The sequence below is a fragment of the Xanthomonas melonis genome (assembly GCF_020783655.1).
GTDB classification, from domain to species: Bacteria; Pseudomonadota; Gammaproteobacteria; order Xanthomonadales; family Xanthomonadaceae; genus Xanthomonas; species Xanthomonas melonis.
The window spans coordinates 65,910-89,359 of record NZ_JAJGQH010000018.1 but is presented as its reverse complement, the minus strand read 5'-3'; the positions used below and the strand labels follow the sequence as shown (position 1 = coordinate 89,359).

The window sequence follows — 23,450 nt, the reverse complement described above, 5'->3', positions numbered from 1 at the left end:
TGCCTGACCGCCGAAGGTGGCAGACCACCGCCCCGCACTTGCCCATCAAACGATAACGATTTACATTTGCATAACTTCAGACCGTTGCCGGCCACATCCGTCTCGTCGATCCGCCAGCCTCGCCAGGCCAGCCAGCCGTCGCCTGAGCAGGATGCCGACCCAGGACCGCACTTCATTGGCCACGCATGGCGTGCGCCTCCGTTCGATGAGAAACCGATGCCCGTGACCACGCTTTCGCCGACCACGTTGTCTGTCGCCCTGCTGTGCGCGCTGCTGCTGGCGCCGTCCGTCCATGCTGCCGACGCTGCCGATGCCACCACCCTGGATCAGGTCAACGTCAACGGCACGGTGAGCCGCGCGCAGCCGGCCACCACGACGCGCTTACCGCTGACCCTGCAGGAAACGCCGCAATCGGTCAGCGTGATCGGCTTGCAGCGGCTGGAAGAACAATCGCTGTTCAGCATCGACGACGTGATGCGCAACGTCACTGGCGTCAACGTCTCGTTCTACGACACCCAGCGCCCGCTCTACTTCGCGCGCGGTTTCCAGATCACCGACTTCCAGGTCGACGGCCTGCCGACCTATAGCGGCGCCACCAACCAGGAATACGACACGGTCTTCTACGACCGCATCGAAGTGATCCGCGGCGCCAATGGCCTGCTCACCGGTGCGGGCATTCCCTCGGCCACGGTGAACCTGCTGCGCAAGCGTCCTGGCAAGGACTTCGATGCGTCGTTCGCGGTCAGTGCGGGCACCTGGGATTTCCGCCGCATGCAGGCCGATGTCAATGCGCCGCTGACCGATGACGGGCGCTTCCGCAGCCGCGTGGTGGCTGCCTGGCAGGACCGCGATTACTACTACGACCGCTACCACGACAGCAAAATGTCCGGCATGGCGGTGCTGGAAGGCGACCTGACCGAGACCACCACGCTCACCGTCGGCTATCAGCGCCAAGACAACACCCCGGTCGGTTCGACCTGGGGCACGGTGCCGTTCTTCGCGGCCGACGGCACGTTCGCCAACCTGGCGCGCTCGACCAACATGGCACCGAAATGGACGCGCTGGCAGCGCGAAACCAGTACGGCGTTCGCCAATCTCGAACAGCGCGTCGGCGAGGACTGGCTGTTGCGCGTCAACTACGCGCACACCAAGGGCCAGGTGCAGAACATGCGCGTCTACGGCACCGGCTACCCGGCAGCCGATGGCAGCGGCGTGTTCCTGCGCACCGCGGCCGGCGAGACCGAAGACGCACGCGATAGCGTGGACGTGTATCTGTCCGGTGGGTTCTCGCTGTTCGGCCGTCAGCACGACGTGGTGATCGGCGGCAGCTGGCAGGATCTGCAGTCCACCGCCTATCCCACCGCGCAGACCTATCCCGCCGACTGGGCCACCTGCACCAGCCCCACCGGCGTGCGCGAGCGCTGCTATTTCATCCCGAACATCCGCAACTGGGATGGCGACATCTCCGAAGTGACCTATGCACGCACCGGCCGCCGCAACGAAGCGCGGACCACTCAGCGCGGTGTGTATGCCTCCACGCGGTTTCGCCTGGCCGACCCGCTGTCACTGATCGCCGGCGCGCGCCTGAGTGCGTGGGAAACCCGCACCCAGGCCTTCAATGCCGCCGGTGTCTACACCGGTACCAGCGGCCGCTACGAAGTGAGCGATGAAGTCACCCCTTATGTGGGCCTGGTCTACGACATCGTGCCCGACGCCTCGGTGTATGCCAGCTACACCGAGATCTTCAATCCGCAGAATTACCGCGACAAGGACAACAACCTGCTCGCCCCGGTGGAGGGATCCAACCTGGAGGCCGGCATCAAGGCGCAGTTGCTCGATGGCCGCGCGATGGCCACCGCCGCGGTCTTCGAGGCCAGGCAGGACAACTTCGCGGTGCGCGACATGACCCAGCCGGAAGGCTCGCTGCCGGACGGCACCTCGGCCTTCGTCGGCGTGAACGGTACCAAGAGCCGCGGCTGGGAAGTGGACTTCAACGGCGAAGTGCTGCCCGGCTGGACCGTCAACGCCGGCTACACCCACGTCAAGGTCACCCGCGCGCCCACCGATGCGATCTACGCCAATCTGCCGGAGGACTATCTGCAGCTCTCCACCCAGTGGCGCCTGCCGGGCGCGTGGGACCGGCTGAGCATCGGCGGCGGCGTGAGCTGGCAGAGCGCGGTGCGCGGCTTCAACATCGCGCGCCCCACCGGCGACGGCAGCGGCGCCACCACGCCGGTCACCGTGGTGCAGAACCCGTACGCGCTGGTGCACTTCAACGCCAACTACCGCATCAGCGAGCAGTGGACCGCCACACTGGCGGTGCGCAACGCATTCGACAAAACCTATTGGGCGAACCTGGACTACCAGAACTACGGCGAACCGCGCTTCGTCAGCGTGTCGCTGCGCTGGCGGTATTGAGAGCTGTCGCCGACGCTGCGTGACTATCAGTGACGCATCGCGGCCAGGGCCGCTCCGACAGGGGGCGGCTTCGGGCTGCCGAAGGCGTGTGGGCTCGCGGGGCGCCGCGGAAAGATGCGCTGGCTCTTCGTAGGAGCGGCCCCGGCCGCGATGCTTTCCCGATGAACCAGGCCGCTGCAGCCATCACGGCGCCACGCAGTCCTCGTCCTTGCCGCGCAACTTGTCCCAGCGCGAGCGCTGCTCCAGGCAGCGCTGATAGGCCTGCTGCTTGGCCGCGGCGGCCTGCTCGGCGGCGTTGCGCACCGCGCTGCTGCGCGCGGCCTGCAACTGCGCGACCTTGGCGCGGATCTGCGGCATCGCCGCCATCGCTGCGCGTTCGCCTTCCAGGATCGCGGTGCCGCGCTGGTTGAAGTCGGCCGAGCCGATATCGCTGACCTTGGGGCGAATCACCATGTCGGCGCGCTTGAGTTCGGCTTCGCCCAGGCGCTGGCCCATGATCGAAATCGATTGATTCACCGTGCCGAGCAGATCGCCCGGATTCTTGCCGCTGGCCTTGCTGGAGATATCCACTGCCACCACGAACTCGGCGCCCAGCTGGCGCGCCGCATCCACCGGCACCGGGCTGACCACGCCGCCGTCGACGAAGTGATACTTGCCGATGGTCACCGGCTCGAACACACCGGGGATGCTGCTGGACGCGCGCACCGCCTGGCCGGCATTGCCGCGCACGAAGACGGTTCGCTCACCATCTTCCAGGCGGGTGGCCACCGCGGCGAACGGCTTGCGCAACTTGTCGATGGGCTTGCCGCCGAGTTGCGCATTGACGTAATCCTGCAGTTTCTGCCCCTGCACCAGGCCGCCGGACAACAGCCGCACATCGCGAATGCTGGTCTGGTCCAAAGCCACGGCTTTTTCCTGCATCTGGAACGCGTCCATGCCGCTGGCATACAAGGCACCGACCACGCTGCCGGCGCTGGTGCCGGACACCACCACCGGGGCGAATCCGTTGGCCTCCAGCATCTTGATCACGCCGATGTGTGCAAACCCCTTGGCCGCACCGCCACCGAGCGCGATGCCGATCTTCACCGGCTTGGGCGCAGCGGCGGCGGGGGGCTGCACGACCGGTGCCGGTGCAGCCGCGCGCGGCTCGCCACCGCAGGCCGAGAGCAGACCGAGCAGGGACAGCAGCGTGAGCGAGCGGGAGCGGCGGAGCGCAGTCATGGCGAAAACGTCTCGGGAAAGGCGAGGCAGAATACACGCGTCGCGCAAACGGCGGCTGATCCGGATGGGAGCCGATTTTCCTGCAGCGTGCAGACATCGACGCGGTGCATCTCCTTCCCCCGCGCGCGGGGGAAGGTGCCCGAAGGGCGGATGGGGGCGTTCCCGATGGCGACAGCACGACCCGCTCGCACCGGAGTGCGTGCCGAACCGCCACGCCGGCCAGCACTCAGAACCGGTTGTCGCCATCCAGCAACCGCCCGAGACCGCCCAGCACCGAGCCTTCGCCGCGCTGCTGGCCGCCGGCCTGGGGGGCAGCCTGCAGCATGCGCCCGGCCATGCGCGAGAACGGCAACGACTGCAGCCATACCTTGCCCGGGCCGGTGAGGGTGGCCAGGAACACGCCTTCGCCGCCGAAGAACATGCTCTTCAGGCCGGCCACGCGGCGCACGTCCATGTCCACGCCGGCGTGATAGGCGACCACGCAGCCGGTGTCCACGTCGATCCGCTCGCCGGGGCCCAGTTCGCGTTCCACCACGGTGCCGCCGGCGTGCACGAACACCCAGCCGTCGCCTTCGAGCTTCTGCATGATGAAGCCTTCGCCGCCGAACAGGCCGGTGAGGATTTTCTTCTGCAATGCGATACCCAGTGCCACCCCGCGCGCGCCGGCCAAAAAGCTGTCCTTCTGGCAGATCAGCTGGCCGCCGTGTTCGGACAGGCGCAGCGCCAGCACCGTGCCGGGGTAGGGGGCGGCGAACGCCACCTTGGCCTTGCCGCTGCCGGCGTGGGTGAACACGGTGGTGAACAGGCTTTCGCCGGTGACCACGCGCTTGCCGGCCGACAACAGCTTGCCCATCAACCCGCTGCCGCCGCTCTGGCCAGCGTGCGAGCCATCGCCGAACACGGTGTCCATCTGCACGGCCGCATCCTTGTACATCAGCGCACCGGCCTCGGCGATGGCGCTCTCGCCCGGGTCCAGCTCCACTTCGACGAACTGCATGTCGTTGCCGACGATGCGGTAATCGATCTCGTCGGCGCGCCCGGCCGTGCCGGTCAGCGGCGGCGGCGCACTGCCGCCGCCCTGCAGCTCGGCCAGTTGCCGCGCCGGGGTCCAGCCCTCCAGGCCCTCGCGCCAGGCCAATGCATCGGGTTGGCGCTGGGCATGGGCGCGGGCACTGGCATCGTCGAGCGGGCCGATACGGTCGGCCTGTCCGGGAACATGGAAATACCACTGGGCCATCGGAACGACTCCTGTCTGCGTGTGTGCGCCGAGTCTAGCGGCAGCGCCGGCCGCCGCGTCCCGTGTCCAAGGTCATGGCGGGCCGCAGCCGGGCCGGTTGCGGTGGCACGCAGCGTATGGCGACGATCACCGCGTCATGCGCCGACCGTCGCCCAATAGCGTTCGCCATCGCGCTGCACGCGCACCGGGCCGTCGAACACCGCCGACAGGCTGGCATCGGTCAGCAGGGCATCGCGGCTGCCATCGGCCACCACCTTGCCGGCGCGGAGCAGGATCACCCGCGCGATCTCGGGCACGATCTCTTCGATGTGATGGGTCACCAGCACCAGCGTGATGCCCTGCTGGGCGAGATGTCGCATGGTGTCGAGCAGGTGCTGGCGCGCGACCAGATCCAGGCCGGTGGAAGGCTCGTCCAGCAACAGCGCCTGCGGGCGATTGACCAGGGCGCGGGCGATCAGCACCCGGCGCGTCTCGCCGGCCGACAACTCGGCGAACGGCCGGTCCAGCAGCGGCAGGGCGCGCGCCAGCGCCAGCGCCTCGCGCGCACGTGCGCGCATGCCGTCGTCGATCTCGCGGTGCGGCGGCACCACGTAGCTGGCGAAAAACCCCGACAGCACCGCGCTTTCCACATCCAGCCCCGGCATGTCGGCCAGGTTGACGCTCAGATCGGCGGTGACGATGCCCAGCTGCGAGCGCAGCCGATCCACCTGCCAGCGCGTCTGCCCCAGCACCTTCACCGCTGCCTGGCCATCGCCGCGCGCCAGCGGATACAACTCGCGGGTGATCAGTTTGATGAAGGACGACTTGCCGCAGCCGTTGGGCCCGAGGATCGCGGTGTGCTGCCCCAGCGCGATGCGCAGGGACAAGGCATGCAGCACCCGCACCTGGCCGCGCATCACGCTTGCCTGGTCGAGTTCGATCAAGGCGGCGGCGTCCGCAGCGGCGGTGGAAACAGAGACAGCAACAGTCATACGCAACAATGTCGGGCAGTGGAAGAAATCGTGTGAACCGCTTGGCGATGTGGGCATCACCCTACGCTTGCGCAGGGTGAAGTTTGCCGCGATCGCCCCCATCATGTCTGCACCGACCAACGAGATACCGCCGCCGTGGAATTGCCGATGTTGCCCGACCCGATCATCGACTTCCTGACCTCCGGCGTGGCCGGCCTGGGCGTGTGGGGCATGCTTGTGGTGCTGCTGGTGTTCACCCAGCTCACCATCTTCGCGGTGACCTTGTACCTGCACCGCAGCCAGGCGCACCGCGGCGTGGATTTCCATCCGGTGCTGGCGCACTTCTTCCGCTTCTGGACCTGGCTCACCACCTCGATGATCACCCGCGAGTGGGTGGCGATCCATCGCAAGCACCACGCCAAGGTCGAGACCGACGAGGATCCGCACAGCCCGCAGACCAAGGGCATCGGCCAGGTGTTCTGGCGCGGCGTGGAGCTGTATCGCCAGGCGCGCGCCGAGCGTGCCGACATCGCGCAATACGGCAAGGGCACGCCTGCCGACTGGATCGAACGGCATCTGTATACGCCGCACGCCAACGCCGGCCCGATCGCGCTGGGAGTGATCAATGTCGTGCTGTTCGGTTTGCCGGGCGTTGCACTGTGGGCGATCCAGATGGCGTGGATTCCGTTCTGGGCGGCCGGCGTGGTCAACGGGCTGGGTCACTGGTGGGGCTACCGCAACTTCGAATCGGCCGATACCTCCACCAACCTCACGCCGTGGGCGCTGTGGATCGGTGGCGAAGAGCTGCACAACAACCACCATGCCTTCCCCAGTTCGGCGCGGTTCTCGATGCGGCGCTGGGAGCTGGACATCGGCTGGATCGCCATTGTCGGCCTGCAGGCCTTGGGTCTTGCCAAGGTGCTGCGGGTGGCGCCATCGCTGGACATCCGCCCCAACATCGCCGTGCCCGATGCCGACACGCTCAAGGCCCTGCTGTCGCATCGTTTCCAGGCCATGACCGACTACCAGCGCAATGTGCTCAAGCCGGCACTGCGCGAAGAGGCGGCCGCCACCGGCGCCAAGCTGCGCGAGCTGTTGCCGCGGCGCCTGCGCAAGGGCCTGGTCGACGACGGCCGCTGGCTCAAGCCGGATGCGCGCGCGCAACTGCAGGCCTGGGTGGCGCAGCGCCCGCGGATGCGCACCCTGATCGACTATCGCGCACGTCTGACCGCAGTGCTGGAAGCGCGCAGTCACGACGCCTCCGAGCGGCTCAGGCAATTGCAGCAGTGGTGCCATGAGGCCGAGGCCAGCGGCAACGCCGCGCTGCAGGCCTACGCCGCGCGGCTCAAGGGGTATGCGCTGAGTGCGGTCTGAGGTCGGCAAGGTCCCGGGCGTGGCCAGCGCGTGCCGGAGCCGCCGCAGGGTGTGGCGCGCGCTGGCTGCGGCCTGCCTGGTCGGCGCGTGCACGCCCGCGCTGCAGGCGCAGGTTCAGGACAGCCAGGACTATCTCAAGCGCATGGACACCGACGGCGATGGACGCGTCAGCCGCGACGAGTATCTGGCCTGGATGAGCTACGCCTTCGATCAGCGCGATACCGATCACGATGGCGTGCTGCAGGGCGAGGAGTTGCCGGGGCGACGCGGCAAGCCGATCACCCGCGCTGCGCACCGCGCCACCTTGATCGAGCGCTTCGCGCGGCAGGATGCCAACGGCGACGGGTTTCTGAGCGCGCGCGAATTGTTGGCGCCACCCCGCTGATGCGCGCCTTCGCGCCCGGCTGACGGCGTTTTCGGCAAGCTCGAGCGCATGTTCACTCTCGATCGGGTCAGCCGCCGCTACGGCCAGTCCATCGCACTGGACGACGTCACGCTGACGTTCGCCAGCGGTGTCACGACGGCATTGATCGGTCCCAGCGGCGCCGGCAAGTCCACCGTGTTGCGCATGCTGGTCGGGCTGGACTGGCCCGACAGTGGCACGGTCGTCTTCGATGGCACGCCACTGCAACGCCAGCGGCTGCAGGCACAGCGCCAGCGCATCGGCTATGTGATCCAGGAGGGCGGGCTGTTCCCGCATCTGGATGCGCGCAGCAACGTGGCGTTGCTGGCGCAGACGCTGGGATGGACGCGCGAGCGCATCGACGCGCGCCTGCAGACGCTGTGCGCACTGTGCCAGCTGCCGCCGGAGCTGCTGGCGCGCTACCCGGCCCAGCTCTCGGGCGGTCAGCGGCAGCGGGTGGGCCTGATCCGCGCGCTGATGCTGGACCCGCCGGCCCTGCTGCTCGACGAGCCACTGGGCGCACTCGATCCCATCGTGCGTTACGACCTGCAGGCGCAGATGCGCGAACTGTTCGTCCAGCTCGGCAAGACCGTGGTGCTGGTCACTCACGACGTGGCCGAGGCGGCGTATCTGGCCGATACCCTGGTGCTGATGCGCGCCGGTCGGGTGCTGCAACAGGGCACTGCGCGCAGTCTGCTCGAGCACCCGGCCGAGCCCTTCGTGCATCGCTTTCTCACTGCCCAGCGCAGCATCGGCGACGCCGCATGAGGGCGCGTGTACTCGTCGCCACGATGTTGCTGCTGTGCAGCCTCGGCGTGCAGGCCACGCAGGTCACCATCGGCTCGAAGAACTTCACCGAAGCAGTGATCCTGGGCGAGATCGCCACCGCCGCCGGCAAGCGCGACGGGGTGGATGTGCAGCATCGCGCCCAGCTCGGCGGCACCCGCATCCTGTGGCGCGCGCTGGAGACCGGGCAGATCGATGCCTATGCCGAATACACCGGCACCCTGGCGCAGGAACTGCTGCAACTGCCCAAGGCCAGCCAGGAAGCGCTGCGCACCGCACTGGACGCGCGTGGGCTGGCGATGACGCAGTCGCTGGGATTCCAGAACACCTATGCATTCGGCATGCGTCGCGAACGTGCGCAGGCACTGGGCATCAGCACGCTGTCGGAGCTGGTACGCCACCCGGCGTTGAAGATCGGCCTGAGCAACGAGTTCATGCAGCGTGCCGACGGCTGGCCTGGCGTGCGCGCCGCCTATGCCTTGCCGCAGACCGCCACCGGACTGGATCACGACCTGGCCTATCGCGCGCTGCACAGCGGCGCCATCGAGGTCACCGATCTGTACAGCACCGATGCGGAGATTGCGTATTACCGGCTGCAGGTCTTGCGCGACGACCGCCACTACTTTCCCGATTACCAGGCGGTGTTCCTGTACCGCAAGGATCTGGCGCAACGCGCACCGAAGATGCTGCAGGCACTGCAAGGCCTGCAGGGACGCATCGACGAAGCAACCATGCAGCAACTCAATGCGCAGGTGAAGCTGGAGCGCAAGAGCGAAGCCGCGGTGGCCGCGCAATGGCTGGGCGTGAAGCCTGTCTCGAACATCGACTCGCGCATCAGCCGGTTATGGCGACACACCCGCGAACACCTGGCGCTGGTCGGCAGCTCGTTGGGGTTCGCCTTGCTGATCGCCCTGCCGTTGGGCGTGCTGGCGGCACGCCGACCACGGCTGGGCCAGGTGGTGCTGTCGCTGACCGGTGTGCTGCAGACCCTGCCGTCGCTGGCGGTGTTCGTCTTCATGATTCCGCTGTTCGGTATCGGCGCCAAGCCGGCGATTGCGGCGCTGTTCCTGTATAGCCTGTTGCCGATCGTGCGCAATACGCATGCCGGGCTGAGCTCGATCCCGCGCGAGTTGCGCCAGACCGCCGAAGCGATCGGCCTGCCGGCATGGACGCGGTTGTGGCGCATCGAACTGCCGTTGGCACGCCGCACGATCGTGGCCGGCATCCAGACCGCTGCGGTGATCAATGTCGGTACCGCCACCCTGGGCGCGCTGATCGGCGCAGGCGGCTACGGCCAGCCGATCCTCACCGGCATCCGCCTGGACGATCTTGGCCTGATCCTGGAAGGCGCGATTCCGGCCGCGGTGCTGGCCTTGCTGGTCCAGGCGGTGTTCGAAGGTCTGGAGCGCTGGGTCACGCCGCGCGGTTTGCGGATCAGCCAGCAGCGGTAAGCTGTCATTTCCTTCTCCAACTTGCGTGAGTCACTCCTCCTCCCACTTGCGTGAGTCATCTCCTTCTCCCGCGTGCGGGAGAAGGTGCCCGAAGGGCGGATGAGGGGCCCTGGCGCAGTGTATCGACCGGGGAGCGCGGCGCGCGCCGCATCACCCGTTCGGCAGCGCGGCAATCACCCGTTCCAGCGCGTGTTCGGTGACATGCAAATGCGGTGCGATCCTGAAGCGCCCGTGCCGGCGCGTGCAGATCACCCCGAGCGCGCCGAGCGTCGCTGCCACCGCATCCAGCGCAGCGGCGGGCGGCTGCAGGGCGGTCAGATGCGGCGCATGTCCGGGCGTGCACCAGTCGCCCAGCCCACGCGCCTGCAGGGCGGTATCCCACTGCGCGGTGAGCGCACCCAATGCCTGCGCAATGCGCGCCGGTTGCCAGGCCATGACCTGCTGCAACGCCGCCGTCGCCATCGCAATACGCAGTGGGTCGGCCACGCCGCCGGCATCGAAGCGGCGTGCGCCATCGCGATAGTGCGGCGCCTGCGCAACCGGAAACTCCCAGCTGCTGCCGGCATCGCGGCCAATCCAGTGCTCTTCGATCGGGACGCCATGGGCGCGCCAGTGCGGCGCCGCCCACAACCAGGCCAGGCCCATCGGCCCCAGCAGCCACTTGTGGCCCACACTGACCACGAACTCCGGTTTCCAGCGCGGCAGATCGGTGGGCAACACGCCCAGGCTCTGGCTCAGGTCCAGCACCAGCGCCGCACCGCGCGCATGCACCGCGGCGCTGATGCGGTCCAGATCCAGTTGCCGGCCATCCAGCCAATATGCCTGCGGCAGGCTGGCGATGCGCAATGCCGGTGTCTGGGCAATGGCGTGCAGCACCGCATCGGTCAATCCAACACCGGGCGTGGCCGGCACCGCGACGATCCGCGCGTCCACCTCGGCGCAGCGGCGCTGCCAGACCAGCAAATTGGACGGAAACTGTCCTTCCAGCACCAACACGGCATCGCCGCGTTGCAACGGCAGATTGCGCGCCGCAGTGGCCAGACCATGCGCAGCCGATGGCAGCACGGCCAGCGCCTCGGCGTCGTGATCGAACAAGCCGGCGGCAAGCCCACGCAGCTGTTCGAGCTGCAGCAACCACGCATCGAAGGACAGGCGCCATGGTGTGGCCAGCGCATCCACGGCCTGATGCGCGACGGACTGGACCGCGCGCAGCAACGGGCCGCGCGAGGCGGCGTCCAGATAAACGACCTCACCGGTAAGCGCAAACGCCTGCGGGCGGTGTGCCCACTCCAGTGGAGCGGGGAGCGGACTGGACAACATCGACGATGACATGCGTACAGCTTACCGCCAGCTGCCACCGCGCCGACACGGCACGTTCACAGGCGCTCCCCAAGCATACGGCGATGTCTGCACTCTCACCCTTGCTGGTCGACCGCCAGCACCAGCAGCCCGGCCTGCTGGAACGCTATGCGCAGACCCGCGCGCTGAGCGACCGCCTTGCCGCACCCCTGAGCGCCGAAGACGCGATGGTGCAGAGCATGCCCGATGCCAGCCCTAGCAAATGGCATCTGGCACATACCACCTGGTTCTTCGAGCGGTTCGTGTTGCAGGCCGATCCGGCCTATCGCGTCTTCGATCCGGCCTGGGATTTCCTGTTCAACAGCTACTACCAGAGCGTGGGCCCGATGCATGCACGCGCGCGTCGCGGTGTCCTGTCGCGTCCGTCGTTGCAGCAGGTGCGTGACTACCGCGCGGCGATAGATACCCAGATGCAACTGCGCCTGCGCGATGGCGCGCTAGATGCGCAGGCCCGCACCATCGTGCAGCTGGGCATTCAGCACGAACAACAGCACCAGGAGCTGCTGCTGACCGATATCAAGCACGCGCTCTGGAGCAATCCGTTGCAGCCGGCCTATCGCGACAGGCACGATGCGCCGCGTGCAGCCGGCAGCGCACTGCGCTGGCAGGCACGCGACGAGCAGATCGCGGAAATCGGCGCGCCTTCCTGGCCGCACAGCGAGCACTTCGCCTACGACAACGAATCCCCGCGCCATCGTGTGCTGGTCGGTGCACATGCGCTGGCCAATCGCGTGGTCAGCAATGCCGAATTCCAGCAGTTCGTCGACGATGGCGGCTATCGCACCGCCGGAGCCTGGCTCAGCGATGGCTGGGCCATGGTGCAGACGCAAGGCTGGCAGCATCCGCTGTACTGGGACACGGACGGGCGCGAGTTCACCCTGGATGGCTGGCGCGCACGCGATCCGCATGCGCCGGTCTGCCACCTGAGCCTGTTCGAGGCCGATGCCTTCGCACGCTGGGCCGGTGCGCGCCTGCCGACCGAAGCCGAGTGGGAGCTGGCCGCCGCCGGGATGCCGGTGCAAGGCAATTTCGTCGACAGCGATGCCTTGCATCCGCGCGGCGCACAGGCCGTGGATACCGGCCTGCAGCAACTGTTTGGCGATGTCTGGGAGTGGACCGGCAGCGCGTACCTGCCGTATCCGGGTTTCGCACCGTGGCCCGGTTCGCTGGGCGAATACAACGGCAAATTCATGAACGCGCAGTGGGTGCTGCGTGGCGGCAGCTGCGCCACGCCGTCCAGCCACATGCGCGCCAGTTATCGCAACTTCTTTCCCTCCGATGCGCGCTGGCAGTTCGCCGGCGTGCGCCTTGCCAAGGATCTGCCGTGAACGCTGCCGCCCATGCCATGCAACGCGCCCATGCCGCGCTGACCGACCTGCGTCCGCAGCCGGACGACATCACCGCCGATGCCCTGGCCGGGTTGTCGCAGACGCCCAAGACCTTGCCATCCAAGTATTTCTACGATGCGCGCGGCTCGCAGTTGTTCGAAGCCATCACCCGGCAGCCGGAGTACTACCTCACCGGCACCGAGCTGGCGCTGCTGGAGACCAGCATGCCGTCGATCGCCCAGGCCATCGGCGCCAGCGTGCACGTGGTGGAGTACGGCAGCGGCAGCGGTCGCAAGACCGAACTGCTGCTGCAGGGCCTGCGCGATGTGGTGGCTTACACACCGTTGGAGATTTCGCGCACCGCGCTGCTGGAGAGCACCGCACGGCTGGCGCAGCAGTTTCCGCAGATCCAGATGCTGCCGGTGTGCACCGACTTCACCAAGCCGTTGCGGCTACCCGATGCGCAACGTCGCGCGCGCCGGCACCTGGTGTTCTTCCCCGGCTCGACGCTGGGCAATTTCACCGATACCGCTGCCATCGCCTTGATGGACGCGATGCGCCAGACCATGGGCAGCGATGGATGCGCGTTGATCGGTATCGATCTGGACAAGGACACCAGGCTGATCGAAGCGGCCTACAACGATGCGGCAGGCGTCACCGCCGAGTTCACCTTGAACCTGCTGGCGCGACTCAACCGCGAGATCGGCAGCGATTTCGATCTTGCCGGCTTCCGTCACCATGCGGTGTACGCGCGCGAACGCGGACGTATCGAAACCTTCCTGATCAGCCAGCGCGACCAGCGCGTAAACGTCGGCGGGCAGGAATTCGGCTTTGCCGAAGGCGAGGCGATGCAGGTCGAATACAGCTACAAGTACACCGATGCGCGCTTTGCCGAACTCGCCGCCGCGGCCGGCCTCAAGGTCACCCACGGCTGGAACGATGCCAAGGACTGGTTCGGCCTGCGCTTGTTGCGGCCGCTGTAGGCGCAAGTGTCCAGCGCGCAGCAGCCGGCCGATGCGCAGATTGTCGCGGTCATGCGGCAGCTGCTCGCACAGCGGCAGCCGCAGCACTCCATCTGTCCTTCGGACGTTGCGCGCGCGCTGAGCGATGACGTGGCGGTGTGGCGTGCCTTGATGCCGCGGGTGCGCGCGGTTGCCGCCGACGCCGCGGGCAAGGGTCTGGTGCGCATCACCCAGCAGGGGCGAACCGTGGGCCTTGCCTCCGCACGCGGACCGATTCGCCTGATGCGCGGGCCGCGTTTCGATTGATGCGCGGCCGCTTGGAGACGCCATCCGCCATGTATGGCGGTATCGAACGGATCAACCCGACGGCAACAACTTGCACAGGCGGCTGCATGCGCCTGCAATTTCTCCCACCAAGACATTCAGGACCGGGTGCGCAAGGCCTTCCCGCGAAAGCTCGGCAAGCAGTTCCTGCGCTCGATCGGGCAGGGCGCTGACGGTCCAGCGCATCCATGCAAGGCACTCAGATGCATCCAGGCGCAATGTGCCGGCGACCCGCATCCAGTCGCTTGGACGGATGTCCCACCAGCGATAATGACTGCCGATGCTCATCGCCATCTTGAGTTTGCGCTGTTGCAGCTGCGGATACGGCAGGGCGCTGGAAAGGTCGTACAACGGCGCCAACCGGACCTGCCGGTGTTGGCCGAGCAGCAGCGAATAGTTCTTCGCATGCGCATCGGTGCCGCCGATCAGGTAATTGAAGACCAGGGCCTGGAACAGGGTTTCGACGTCTTGCCGCGGTTGCGACGAGTGCGTCCACAAGAGTTGTGAGATCGCCTCCACCCCAGGACCGCCCTGGTTCTGATACTTGATGTGCGGCATCACCCCCAGCGCCTGACAGGTATCTTCCTGGTGGATGCGCAGCAGCACTCCGTCAACAGGGATGCGGTCGTAACGTTTGACGCAAATGGCGGTTTCAGCGCCGACGCGCAGCGCTTGGGCGGCTGCGGTGGGCAGACCGATACTGCGCGCCAGGCGCAGGCAGAAAAGCTCGTTCTCGACGAATCCGTCGTACTCGCCACTCGGTGGTTTGAGGATATGTGTGGTTGGGATGCGCCCAGCCGGGATGGCCCACTGCTGGCCATCGTGCAGCAGGGCGATCTTGGCCTGGGCACCGGCCAGGCTGAACTGACCGACGTCATCGACCTGGCGCGCTGCACCGACATCCTGGCGCAGCCTGCGCAAGCGTGCTTCCAGTTCGTCATCGGTGAGCGGTTCGATGCCATCGCTGGCGCCGGATAGCACATCCTCGAGCCTGGCCTCGGTGACGAACTGCACCGCACCGGCGCAATCCTCGCCGACGTGCGACAACAGGGCGAGCGGATTGCGCGGCGAAACCTGGAACCTGGAGGCCCAGCGTTGCAAGGTGGCTTCGTTGTCTGGCAGCAGGCCCCACAGCACTGCACTGACCGCCTCGGTCGGGTGATGCTCCTTGCTGAGGGGAAGGTTCAACGACAGCGGTATCGCACTTTTCGATTGCTGCCAGTCCGGCGCGTAGGTGAATCGTGGATGCCCATGCGGGCCGGACGCCAGATGGCCGATCACCTGATTTTCGATCAGCGCGACCAGTCTCACGGATCGCCCTTCTTTTTAGAAGATGTCGATCTAACCCTGGGCATTTTCGTTGTCTGGCCAATCTTCGGACGATCAAGCGCGGGAAACTGCTTTTGCAGCGGCTCACTCACCAAATTTCTTTCATTTGGCGCATCGACCATCGAGGAATAGTGATTCAGGGCTGCTGCCGATGCTGCCTGCGCCGGAGACTGTTTTAAAGCATCCGTTGCCGAGAATGGTCCATGCAAGCCGGTGTTTTTCGGCCGATCGAGCGAGGAGAATTGATTCTCGAAGATGTTGTTGTTGAACGCATTGAGAACATTCGTTCCCAATCGTGAATTGGACCGGTTGTGTTCAATGATCGCGTCGAGATCGATCGGTGTCAGGGTGCCGCCATCAGGCGCATTCACCGGCGGAACCTGAGCAGCGCTCGGGCCCAGCATCAACTCCAGCCCCAGCGCCTGCAGCGCGCGTAGGATCAGCTGCAGCTCCGCGCGCGGCTTGCCTTTTTCGATATCGACGATCCATTGCCGGCTCACGCCGATTTCGTGGGCCAGGCGAGCCTGATCCCAGCCCAGGCGTTTGCGCCTGGCGCGGATGATGTTGCCGACATCGGAGGGAGTGCGGGCAGTATCCATGGCTATAATGTAAGCGATCGACGACATTTGCGCAATGTCGCCAATCGGTTACATCGGCACGTCAATCCGCCCCGCAGCCGATCAAACCCCAGAAATGTAGTCGAACGATGACATCAATCAAATATCATCGTTCGCCGACATCAAGCCGTCTGCACCACGTGCAACGCCTTCGGATTGCGCCACTGCGCCAGCAGCGCGGCTTCGCGTGCCTTGGCTTCCTGCAGGTGCGCATGCTTGACATGGCCGTAGCCACGGATGTGTTCCGGAATGCTGGCGATCTGCGCGGCCAGGCCCACGTTGTCGGCATCCAGGCGTTCCAGCAACAGCTCCACCGTGGCGAGGTAGTCGACGATCAACTGGCGTTCGCCGCGCCGCTCGGCGGTGTAGCCGAACACGTCGAGCTTGCCACCGCGCAGGAACTTCAGCCGTGCCAGCAGCTTGAAGGCAGTGAACATCCATGGCCCGTATTCGCGCTTGATCAGATTGCCATGCGCGTCCTTTTTCGCCAGCAACGGCGGCGCCAGATGGAAGCGCAGCGTGTAGTCGCCTTCGAACTGCTGCTGCAACCGGCGCTGGAAATCGCCACGCGTGTAGAGCCGCGCCACTTCGTATTCGTCCTTGTAGGCCATCAGCTTGAAGGCGTAACGGGCGACCGCTTCGGTCAGCGCGCTGCTGCCGGGCACGCGTTGCGCCTCGTGGCTGCGCACGCGCTCGATCAACGCGCGGTAACGCTGCGCGTAGGCCGCATCCTGATAGTCGGTCAGAAACGCGACGCGACGCGCGATGGCCTCGTCCAGCGAGTGCGCCAGCTGCTCGTCGTCGAGCGGAGCGGCCGGTGCAGCGACGTCGCCATGCAGCGTGCCGCCATCGGTCTGCGGCAACGCGCGCGGTGCGCTCTGGCCGCTGAGATCGTGCTCCTCCCAACTCCCCGGCGCACGTGCCGCGGGCGTATCGCCGTGCAGGTGTGCCGGCATGCCGGCGCCAGCCATGCCCGCGGCGCGTTGCACTGCCGGCAGATCGATCGCCGCCAGGCGGCCCCAGGCGAAGGCCTGCCGATTCATCGCAATGGCGGCGCCATTGAGCTCGATCGCACGCATCAGCGCCGCATGCGACAACGGCACCAACCCGTGTTGCCAGGCATAGCCCAGCACGAACAGGTTGCTGGCGATGGCATCGCCCAGCAGGGCGGTGGCCAGTTGCGTGGCATCCAGCAGCAACGGCTCGCGCCCACCCAGTGCGGTACGCACGCCGGCGATGATCTGCGCGGCGGGGAACTGCAGGTCCGGCTGGGTGGTGAACGTGCCCGGCATCGCCTCATAGGTGTTGAGCACCACCTGGGTACGGCCGTCGCGCACCTTGGACAAGGCCCAGTAATCGTTGACCACCACCATGTCGCAACCCAGCACCAGATCCGCTTCGCCGGCAGCGATGCGCACCGCGTGGATATCGTCGGGCCGGCGGGCGATACGGATATGCGTGGTCACCGCGCCGCCTTTCTGCGCCAGGCCGGTCTGGTCCAGCACCGTGGCGCCCTTGCCCTCCAGATGCCCTGCCATGCCCAGCAAGGCGCCGATGGTCACCACGCCGGTACCGCCAACGCCGGTGATCAGGATGTTCCAGGGTTGTTCCAGCGTCGTGCGTTGTGGCGGCGCAGGCAGTGCCTCCAGCAATGCGCTGGCGTCGCGTTGCTTGCCCTTGCGTGGCGCACCGCCATGCACGGTGACGAAGCTCGGGCAAAAGCCCGACACGCAGGAATAGTCCTTGTTGCAGTTGGACTGGTCGATCTGGCGCTTGCGCCCGAACTCGGTCTCCTTCGGCAGCACCGATACGCAGAAACTCTTCTCGCCGCAGTCGCCACAGCCTTCGCACACCAGCGAGTTGATCATCACCCGCTTGGGCGGGTCGATGAGCTTGCCGCGCTTGCGGCGGCGGCGCTTTTCGGTGGCGCAGGTCTGGTCGAAGATCAGGATCGACACGCCCTTGACGGTGCGCAGATGCTGCTGCACCGCGTCCAGTTCGCCACGATCATGAAATGCGACCTCGGCAGGAAACAGGTCGCGTCGCCGCGTCCACTTGCCGATGTCGTCGCTGACCACCACGATCTCGTGGATGCCTTCGGCACGCAGCTGGTGGGCGATATCGGGCACGGTGAGCGTGCCGTCCACCGGCTGCCCGCCGGTCATCGCCACCGCATCGTTGTAGAGGATCTTGTAGGTGATGTTGACGCCGGTGGCCACCGACTGCCGGATCGCCAGCGAGCCGCTGTGGAAATAGGTGCCGTCGCCCAGGTTCTGGAACACGTGCGGCGTGTCGGTGAACGGCGCCTGCCCCGACCACGTCACCCCTTCGCCGCCCATGTGCGTGAAGGTGTCGGTGGCGCGATTCATCCACGTCACCATGTAATGGCAGCCGATGCCGCCCAGCGCACGCGAACCTTCCGGTACCGCGGTAGAGGTGTTGTGTGGGCATCCGGAGCAGTAATGCGGCACGCGCGGGAACTGCGCCCGTGGCAGCGCCATCTCCGCTTCCTTGGCTTCCATCCAGCGCAAGCGCTGCTCGATCGATTCGGTATCGACCGTGCTCGTCTGCAGCAGGCGCAGGATGCGCTTGCCGATCACCGCGGCAATGGTGGCCGGGGTCAGCTCGCCGGTGGAGGGCAGGATCCAGGCGCCTTGCTCGTCGTACTTGCCGACGATGCTCGGCCGCGCGCCCGCGCTGGCTGGCCAGTTGTAGAACAGCTCCTTCATCTGGCGCTCGATGAAGGCCTTCTTCTCTTCCACCACCACGATGTCTTGCAGCCCGCGCGCGAACGCGCCGATGCCCAGCGGTTCCAGCGGCCAGGTCATGCCGACCTTGTAGACGCGGATGCCGATCTGCGCGCAGGCGCGCGCATCCAGGCCCAGGTATTCCAGTGCCTGCAATACGTCCAGGTAGCTCTTGCCGGTGGTGACGATGCCCAGCCGTGCCTGCGGGCAATCCAGCACCACCTTGTCGATGCCGTTGGCGCGTGCGAATGCCTGCGCGGCCGCTACCGCATAGCGATGCAGGCGCATTTCCTGATCCACCGGCGGGTCCGGCCAACGGATGCTCAAACCACCCGGTGGCAGCGCGAAGTCCTCCGGCAGCACGATGCTGCGCGCGAACGGATTCACCTCGACCGACGCGGAGGACTCCACCGTCTCGGCGATGGTCTTGAAGCCGATCCAGCGCCCGGTGTAGCGGCTCATCGCCCAGCCCAGCAGGCCCATCTCCAGGATGTCCTGGACCCCGGCCGGATTGAGGATGGGCATCATCGCGCTGACGAATTCGTCTTCCGACCCGTGCGGCAGGGTCGAGCTGCGGCAGGCGTGGTCGTCGGCCGCCAGCGCCAGCACGCCGCCAAACGGCGAGGTGCCGGCGGCATTGCCGTGCTTGAACACGTCGCCACTGCGGTCCACGCCCGGCCCTTTGCCGTACCACATGCCGTACACGCCCTGCACTTTCGCGCCGGGGAACAGGTTGGTCTGCTGGGTGCCCCAGACCATGGTGGCGGCCAGGTCCTCGTTGAGGCCGGGTGTGAAGGTCACCCGGGACGCCTCCAGATGCTTGCGTGCGCGCCACAACTCCAGGTCCAGCCCGCCCAGCGGGCTGCCGCGGTAGCCGCTGACGAAGCCGGCGGTGTCCAGGCCGGCGGCCTGATCGCGCAGACGCTGCATCAAGGGCAGCCGCACCAGCGCCTGCACGCCCGACAGATAGATGCGGCCATCGGCGCGCGTGTACTTATGTTCCAGCGTGTAGTCCGCATCCACTCGGCCGAGCTCCGGCGTGTTGGCAGAGTCGGGAGAGGAAAGTGCAGCGGTACTGGTCATGGCGTGCCCGGAAAGGGTGGCTGGGACCTTGAACGTGTCATCTGAAACTGCATGACCCGCCTGACGGTTCCAAAAACGGCATCGGCAAGTGTACCAGCCAGCCTTCACCCGCCTGGCCGGTTTGCGGATGCACAGCCGCCGCGCTGCGGTTAGGATGGGAGCGGGAAGGGTCGTTTGCTGTCAGGGGAAAACACAGTGAAAAGGAAATACGCATGGGCCGCCCTGGCCCTGCTCGGGGGCGTGTGGTCGTTGGCGCAGGCGCAAACTCTGCCCAAGCCCAAGGAGTTCTATTTCGACGAAGACCGCGCCACGACCAAGCCGGTGGTGGCGGTGCAGGGGCAGGGCGATGCCGTCGTCGATCGGCTGGCCACCATGGTGCAGCGTGACGCACGTGCGGCCGAACCGCGCGCGCAGCTGGCCTCGCTGGCCTACGCCGGTGGGCGAACGCAGCTGGGCGACGAGCTCTACCAGGGGGCGTTGGGGCTGGTCTCCAATGGCAGCCAGCAATACCGTGCCATTACCTGGAACTACGGCTGGGACCTGTTGCGCGCCGACAAGCCGGACAAGGCGCTGCAGCAGTGGGCCAACCTGGCCAACGGCCGGCCGGCCACGCCGCAATGGTTGCCCACCGCCGCCGCATTGGCGCTGTGGCGCGCCGGGCGCAAGCAGGAGGCGACCGAATGGTATGCCGCCGCGGTGCGCACCTGGCCGGATCGCTGGAGCAGTACCGCCAACTACGCCAGCCTGCTGCCGGACTGGCGCGACGCAGAGCGGGCCAGCCTCGCCGAGGTCCATGCGGCCTGGCAGGCCAACCCACCAGCGTTTCCGTAAGCGCCGCGCCGCGCTGCGGGGATGTCCTGCAGCGCGGGTCGTGCAGTGCTGAGGCTGGGCCAGGCACGCTCTGCCGATCAACCAGGCTCGATCTGGTGCGTCGGCAGGCCGCTTAATTCGAAACGAGGACGCGTAACCTCGATTCCGCCAGCTCGTCGAAAGGTTCTACCGGGTCTGTACGCCTGAGTGGAACGATGGCTGAGCGCGTTGCTGTCCGACGTTGCGAGGTCGCAAAGCGCTTGGCCTGTGGCTTGGCTGCAGGCCCTTGCCCGCCCACGATCGCAGGACACGCCGCAAGTACGTCCGTGCAGGCTCTTACGCGGCCTCCATGCCGCGTAAGGTCCCGCGACGGTAAGCGGGCAAGGACCAGTCGCGTTGGTCGGTGCGCGTGGTTCAACAAGCGGCCCGCAGACCACGGGCGCGGTCCTCGTCTTAAATAAAACCACCAGCCAACTGTCTGGTGTGGTGTCCCCGCCGCTTGCGGCATGGATGCCGCATCGAGCCCATGGACGGGTCACCGCGTGTCCCGCGGGGAGCGGCGAGGGCCCCGTGCCGTCGACATGCTGGCTTCCGCCGATGGAAACAATGCCGCAATTGCGGCTTCGAGGTGATCGAAACTCGGTGGCGTGCGCCGCGCATCCGTCAAGCAACGCATCCACCGCTGCGCACACCGCGCGCCATGCGATCCTGTGCATCGCTTTCCCACGGACACGATCACCCCATGGCGGTGGATGCATTTGCCTTGATCCTGGCGATGTTGGGCCTGGGCCTGCTGTTCGCGCGGCTCAAGGTGTTGCCCGAGAACAGTGCCGATGTGCTCAACCGCATCGTGCTGTACATCTGCCTGCCGGCCTCGGTGCTGACCTATGTGCCGCGGCTGCACCTGGACGCCTCGTTGGGCGGGGTGATCGCCACCCCGTGGCTGCTGACCGCGCTCATCGTGCCGTTGCTGTGGGGCTGCATCCGCCTGCTGCGGGTCGGCCGTAGCGAATACGCCGCGCTGCTGATGTGCGTGGTGTTCACCAACTCCAGCTTCATCGGGTTCCCGATGGTACGCGCGCTGCTGGGCGACCAGGCGTTGCCGTACGCGGTGGTCTACGACCAGTTCGGTACCTTCGTGCTGCTGTCCACCTTCGGCCTGTACGTATTGGCGCGCTACAGCGGCGATCGCCCGCCGACCACCAGGACGATCCTGGGCCGGGTGTTGCGATTCCCGCCCTTGTGGGCACTGCTGTTCGCGCTGACCCTGATGCCCGAGCAGCCCCCGGCCTGGATCGGGTCCGGTCTGAAGAGCCTGGCCGATGCCATGCTGCCGCTGGTGATGCTGGCGGTGGGCTTTTCACTGCAACTGCGCCTGCCGGCCGACGAGCTCAAGCCGCTGGCGCTGGGCCTTGCGTTCAAGCTGGCGGTCATGCCGATCCTGGCGCTGCCGCTGTCGTGGGCGCTCGGCCTGCATGGCCTGATGCTGCAGACCAATGTGCTCGAATCGGCCATGCCCAGCATGATCACCGCCGCCGCGCTGGCCATTTCGCATCGTCTGGCGCCGCGTCTGGCCGCGGCCATGGTCGGCTACAGCATCCTGTTGTCGTTGCTGACCCTGCCTGCATGGGCCTGGCTGCTGGCGCAACTGGCCGGATGAGCCCAGGTACGCCTGGGCGTACCCGCTGGCTGGCTGGCCAGTCCAGGCGCATGCGCTGGCGGGCAGGCCGTGTTGCGTCGCGATGCCTGCCTGGCCCCATCTGCGGGGTGCGCCTGCAGCGGACGATGTGCGGCAGTCCCCAGCGGTGATCGCCTGGGGTTCCCGCAGCCCCGCTGCCGCGCCTGGCGTTTAACGCATTTCGACTACTTCCTCACCTTGTCGCGGTGTACGCTGCCGGCTTGCTCCCGGAAGCGAGGCGTGCATGAAGACAGTTCTGGTGGCCGCCTCCAAGGGCGGCGTCGGCAAGACCACGATCGCCACCAATCTGGCCGCCTATGCGGCGCTGCAGGGCCAGCGTACGGTGCTGGCCGATGCCGACCCGCAGGGCTCGTCGACGCGGTGGGCGCAGCGGCGCGCCAGCCTGGACAGCGCCGTCCTGCCCATCGATGCCACCAAACGCCGCAACTGGCAGGCGGCCGTACCCGAGGGCACCGATCAACTGGTCATCGATGCACCCGCCGGTGCGATGGCCGACGATCTGGGCGGGTTTCTGGACCATGTCGACGCCGTCGTGGTGCCGGTGTTGTCCTCGGCGCTGGATATCGAAGCAGTGGTCGGCTTCCTCAACACCCTGGCCAAGGTGCCGCGCGTGCATCAGCGCAAGCTGCCGGTGGGTCTGGTGCTCAACCGCGCCCGCCCGTGGACCCAGACCTCGCAACAGGCCGCCGATATGATCGGCAGCTGGCCATATCCGCTGGTGACGCAGCTGCGCGACACGCAGGCCTACGTGGTCATGGCCGGACTGGGCCGCAGCCTCTTCGACTATCGCTCGGCGCAGGTGCGCGACCATCAACAGGACTGGGAGCCATTGCTGAAATGGCTCAAGAAGTCCTAGAACCGGAAAGTTTCCAATGCGCGAATTGATCTTGTTGCGACATGCCCATGCCGAGCCGGCCGACACCGGTCAGGCCGATCTGGATCGCCCGTTATCCCCGCACGGCATCGCCGAGGCCGAAGCGGCCGGGCGTTGGCTGCGCGAGCAACGGCTGGTCCCCGACCGCGTGCTGTGCTCGCCGGCCAGGCGCGCCCGCGAGACGCTGGAGGCGGTACTCGAACTCACCGGCTACATCGAACAGCGCCTGGACGAGCGTGTCTACGAGGCGACGCCCGGCACCCTGGCCAGCCTGGTGGACGAGCATCGCGATGCCGAGCGCCTGCTGCTGGTGGGGCACAACCCCGGGCTGGAACGCCTCGCGGCGCTGATGCACAGCGGCCAGACCGGCGATTACCGTGGCATGCCCACCGCCTCGATCGCGTTGCTGGCACTGCCGCTGGAAGCCACCATCGAGCCGGGCATCGCCCGTCTGACTGCCTTCTGGTGGCCCTGATCC

19 protein-coding genes and 1 pseudogene are annotated in these 23,450 nt (G+C 66.9%); 12 read left to right on the top strand and 8 right to left on the bottom strand.

The genetic code is table 11. From position 1 onward, the window contains the following. Positions 1-216 precede the first annotated feature (216 nt). Positions 217-2,418 (top strand): TonB-dependent siderophore receptor, encoded by a 2,202-nt coding sequence (locus tag LL964_RS17535; RefSeq protein WP_104588495.1) that lies wholly within the window; start codon positions 217-219, stop codon positions 2,416-2,418. A gap of 183 nt (positions 2,419-2,601) precedes the next feature. Here the strand turns inward: LL964_RS17535 and LL964_RS17530 are convergent, their stop codons facing one another. From LL964_RS17530 to LL964_RS17520, 3 genes are all read right to left on the bottom strand, one after another. Continuing rightward, positions 2,602-3,639 carry a patatin-like phospholipase family protein gene (locus LL964_RS17530; protein ID WP_104588496.1) on the bottom strand — a complete coding sequence of 346 codons (1,038 nt, stop codon included), beginning with the start codon at positions 3,637-3,639 and terminating at the stop codon, positions 2,602-2,604. Between the two features lie 226 nt (positions 3,640-3,865). After that, positions 3,866-4,876: a TIGR00266 family protein gene (locus LL964_RS17525; protein WP_104588497.1), complete on the bottom strand. Its 1,011-nt coding sequence runs from the start codon at positions 4,874-4,876 to the stop codon at positions 3,866-3,868. Positions 4,877-5,010: 134 nt separating this feature from the next. Beyond that, positions 5,011-5,847, bottom strand: coding sequence for an ABC transporter ATP-binding protein (locus LL964_RS17520; RefSeq protein ID WP_104588498.1), 837 nt, complete (start codon positions 5,845-5,847; stop codon positions 5,011-5,013). Between the two features lie 147 nt (positions 5,848-5,994). Between LL964_RS17520 and LL964_RS17515 the strand changes: the two genes are divergently transcribed. From LL964_RS17515 to LL964_RS17500, 4 genes are read left to right on the top strand one after another with little or no spacing between them, the layout of a single operon-like run. Further along, positions 5,995-7,200, top strand: coding sequence for a DesA family fatty acid desaturase (locus LL964_RS17515; RefSeq protein ID WP_104588499.1), 1,206 nt, complete (start codon positions 5,995-5,997; stop codon positions 7,198-7,200). A 49-nt stretch (positions 7,201-7,249) separates the two neighbouring features. Then, a complete protein-coding gene (locus LL964_RS17510) occupies positions 7,250-7,585 on the top strand; it encodes an EF-hand domain-containing protein (RefSeq protein WP_425478195.1) in 336 nt (111 codons plus the stop codon). Between the two features lie 48 nt (positions 7,586-7,633). Then, positions 7,634-8,371 carry an ATP-binding cassette domain-containing protein gene (locus LL964_RS17505; protein ID WP_104588500.1) on the top strand — a complete coding sequence of 246 codons (738 nt, stop codon included), beginning with the start codon at positions 7,634-7,636 and terminating at the stop codon, positions 8,369-8,371. Continuing rightward, entirely contained in the window at positions 8,368-9,840 is a 1,473-nt protein-coding gene (locus tag LL964_RS17500; RefSeq protein ID WP_104588501.1) for an ABC transporter permease/substrate-binding protein, read from the top strand. The genes LL964_RS17505 and LL964_RS17500 overlap by 4 nt, the downstream gene beginning before the upstream one ends. A 150-nt stretch (positions 9,841-9,990) precedes the next feature. Here LL964_RS17500 and LL964_RS17495 read toward each other — a convergent pair whose 3' ends face one another. After that, entirely contained in the window at positions 9,991-11,172 is a 1,182-nt protein-coding gene (locus LL964_RS17495; RefSeq protein ID WP_104588502.1) for an aminotransferase class V-fold PLP-dependent enzyme, read from the bottom strand. 71 nt (positions 11,173-11,243) lie between these two features. Here LL964_RS17495 and egtB point away from each other — a divergent pair, with 71 nt between their 5' ends. From egtB to LL964_RS17480, 3 genes are read left to right on the top strand one after another with little or no spacing between them, the layout of a single operon-like run. Further along, positions 11,244-12,527, top strand: coding sequence for an ergothioneine biosynthesis protein EgtB (gene egtB / locus LL964_RS17490; protein ID WP_104588503.1), 1,284 nt, complete (start codon positions 11,244-11,246; stop codon positions 12,525-12,527). Continuing rightward, positions 12,524-13,510, top strand: coding sequence for an L-histidine N(alpha)-methyltransferase (gene egtD, locus LL964_RS17485; protein ID WP_104588504.1), 987 nt, complete (start codon positions 12,524-12,526; stop codon positions 13,508-13,510). Before egtB ends, egtD begins: the two co-directional genes overlap by 4 nt. A 6-nt stretch (positions 13,511-13,516) precedes the next feature. Then, positions 13,517-13,795: a DUF3253 domain-containing protein gene (locus LL964_RS17480; RefSeq protein ID WP_228329476.1), complete on the top strand. Its 279-nt coding sequence runs from the start codon at positions 13,517-13,519 to the stop codon at positions 13,793-13,795. Between the two features lie 51 nt (positions 13,796-13,846). Here the strand turns inward: LL964_RS17480 and LL964_RS17475 are convergent, their stop codons facing one another. From LL964_RS17475 to LL964_RS17465, 4 genes and pseudogenes are all read right to left on the bottom strand, one after another. Then, positions 13,847-14,827 (bottom strand): HipA domain-containing protein, encoded by a 981-nt coding sequence (locus LL964_RS17475; protein WP_244181111.1) that lies wholly within the window; start codon positions 14,825-14,827, stop codon positions 13,847-13,849. After that, positions 14,828-15,124: pseudogene (locus LL964_RS20115) on the bottom strand (HipA N-terminal domain-containing protein); the annotation flags it as partial. It abuts the gene before it with no gap. Then, positions 15,121-15,741: a helix-turn-helix transcriptional regulator gene (locus tag LL964_RS17470; protein ID WP_104588568.1), complete on the bottom strand. Its 621-nt coding sequence runs from the start codon at positions 15,739-15,741 to the stop codon at positions 15,121-15,123. The pseudogene LL964_RS20115 and the gene LL964_RS17470, both read right to left, overlap by 4 nt. A gap of 140 nt (positions 15,742-15,881) precedes the next feature. Further along, positions 15,882-19,589, bottom strand: a complete 3,708-nt coding sequence (locus LL964_RS17465) for an indolepyruvate ferredoxin oxidoreductase family protein (RefSeq protein WP_104588506.1) — start codon at positions 19,587-19,589, stop codon at positions 15,882-15,884. A 195-nt stretch (positions 19,590-19,784) separates the two neighbouring features. Between LL964_RS17465 and LL964_RS17460 the strand changes: the two genes are divergently transcribed. The 4 genes from LL964_RS17460 to LL964_RS17445 all read left to right on the top strand — a co-directional run bounded on the left by LL964_RS17460 (position 19,785) and on the right by LL964_RS17445 (position 23,447). After that, positions 19,785-20,420 carry a tetratricopeptide repeat protein gene (locus LL964_RS17460; protein WP_104588507.1) on the top strand — a complete coding sequence of 212 codons (636 nt, stop codon included), beginning with the start codon at positions 19,785-19,787 and terminating at the stop codon, positions 20,418-20,420. Between the two features lie 721 nt (positions 20,421-21,141). Further along, a complete protein-coding gene (locus LL964_RS17455; protein WP_104588508.1) occupies positions 21,142-22,059 on the top strand; it encodes an AEC family transporter in 918 nt (305 codons plus the stop codon). Between the two features lie 262 nt (positions 22,060-22,321). Beyond that, the gene (locus tag LL964_RS17450; protein WP_104588509.1) at positions 22,322-22,954 is read left to right on the top strand and encodes a ParA family protein; all 633 of its coding nucleotides are present in this window, start codon (positions 22,322-22,324) and stop codon (positions 22,952-22,954) included. Positions 22,955-22,970: 16 nt separating this feature from the next. After that, positions 22,971-23,447 (top strand): SixA phosphatase family protein, encoded by a 477-nt coding sequence (locus LL964_RS17445; protein WP_104588510.1) that lies wholly within the window; start codon positions 22,971-22,973, stop codon positions 23,445-23,447. Positions 23,448-23,450 lie beyond the last annotated feature (3 nt).

Coding starts and splice junctions, on each gene's coding strand:
- LL964_RS17530 (WP_104588496.1), bottom strand. CDS start 3,639: ATGACTGCGCTCCGCCGCTCCCGCTCGCTCACGCTGCTGTCCCTGCTC.
- LL964_RS17450 (WP_104588509.1), top strand. CDS start 22,322: ATGAAGACAGTTCTGGTGGCCGCCTCCAAGGGCGGCGTCGGCAAGACC.
- LL964_RS17470 (WP_104588568.1), bottom strand. CDS start 15,741: ATGGATACTGCCCGCACTCCCTCCGATGTCGGCAACATCATCCGCGCC.
- LL964_RS17445 (WP_104588510.1), top strand. CDS start 22,971: ATGCGCGAATTGATCTTGTTGCGACATGCCCATGCCGAGCCGGCCGAC.
- egtB (WP_104588503.1), top strand. CDS start 11,244: ATGTCTGCACTCTCACCCTTGCTGGTCGACCGCCAGCACCAGCAGCCC.
- LL964_RS17525 (WP_104588497.1), bottom strand. CDS start 4,876: ATGGCCCAGTGGTATTTCCATGTTCCCGGACAGGCCGACCGTATCGGC.
- LL964_RS17535 (WP_104588495.1), top strand. CDS start 217: ATGCCCGTGACCACGCTTTCGCCGACCACGTTGTCTGTCGCCCTGCTG.
- LL964_RS17455 (WP_104588508.1), top strand. CDS start 21,142: ATGGCGGTGGATGCATTTGCCTTGATCCTGGCGATGTTGGGCCTGGGC.
- LL964_RS17515 (WP_104588499.1), top strand. CDS start 5,995: ATGTTGCCCGACCCGATCATCGACTTCCTGACCTCCGGCGTGGCCGGC.
- LL964_RS17465 (WP_104588506.1), bottom strand. CDS start 19,589: ATGACCAGTACCGCTGCACTTTCCTCTCCCGACTCTGCCAACACGCCG.
- LL964_RS17505 (WP_104588500.1), top strand. CDS start 7,634: ATGTTCACTCTCGATCGGGTCAGCCGCCGCTACGGCCAGTCCATCGCA.
- LL964_RS17495 (WP_104588502.1), bottom strand. CDS start 11,172: ATGTCATCGTCGATGTTGTCCAGTCCGCTCCCCGCTCCACTGGAGTGG.
- LL964_RS17520 (WP_104588498.1), bottom strand. CDS start 5,847: ATGACTGTTGCTGTCTCTGTTTCCACCGCCGCTGCGGACGCCGCCGCC.
- LL964_RS17500 (WP_104588501.1), top strand. CDS start 8,368: ATGAGGGCGCGTGTACTCGTCGCCACGATGTTGCTGCTGTGCAGCCTC.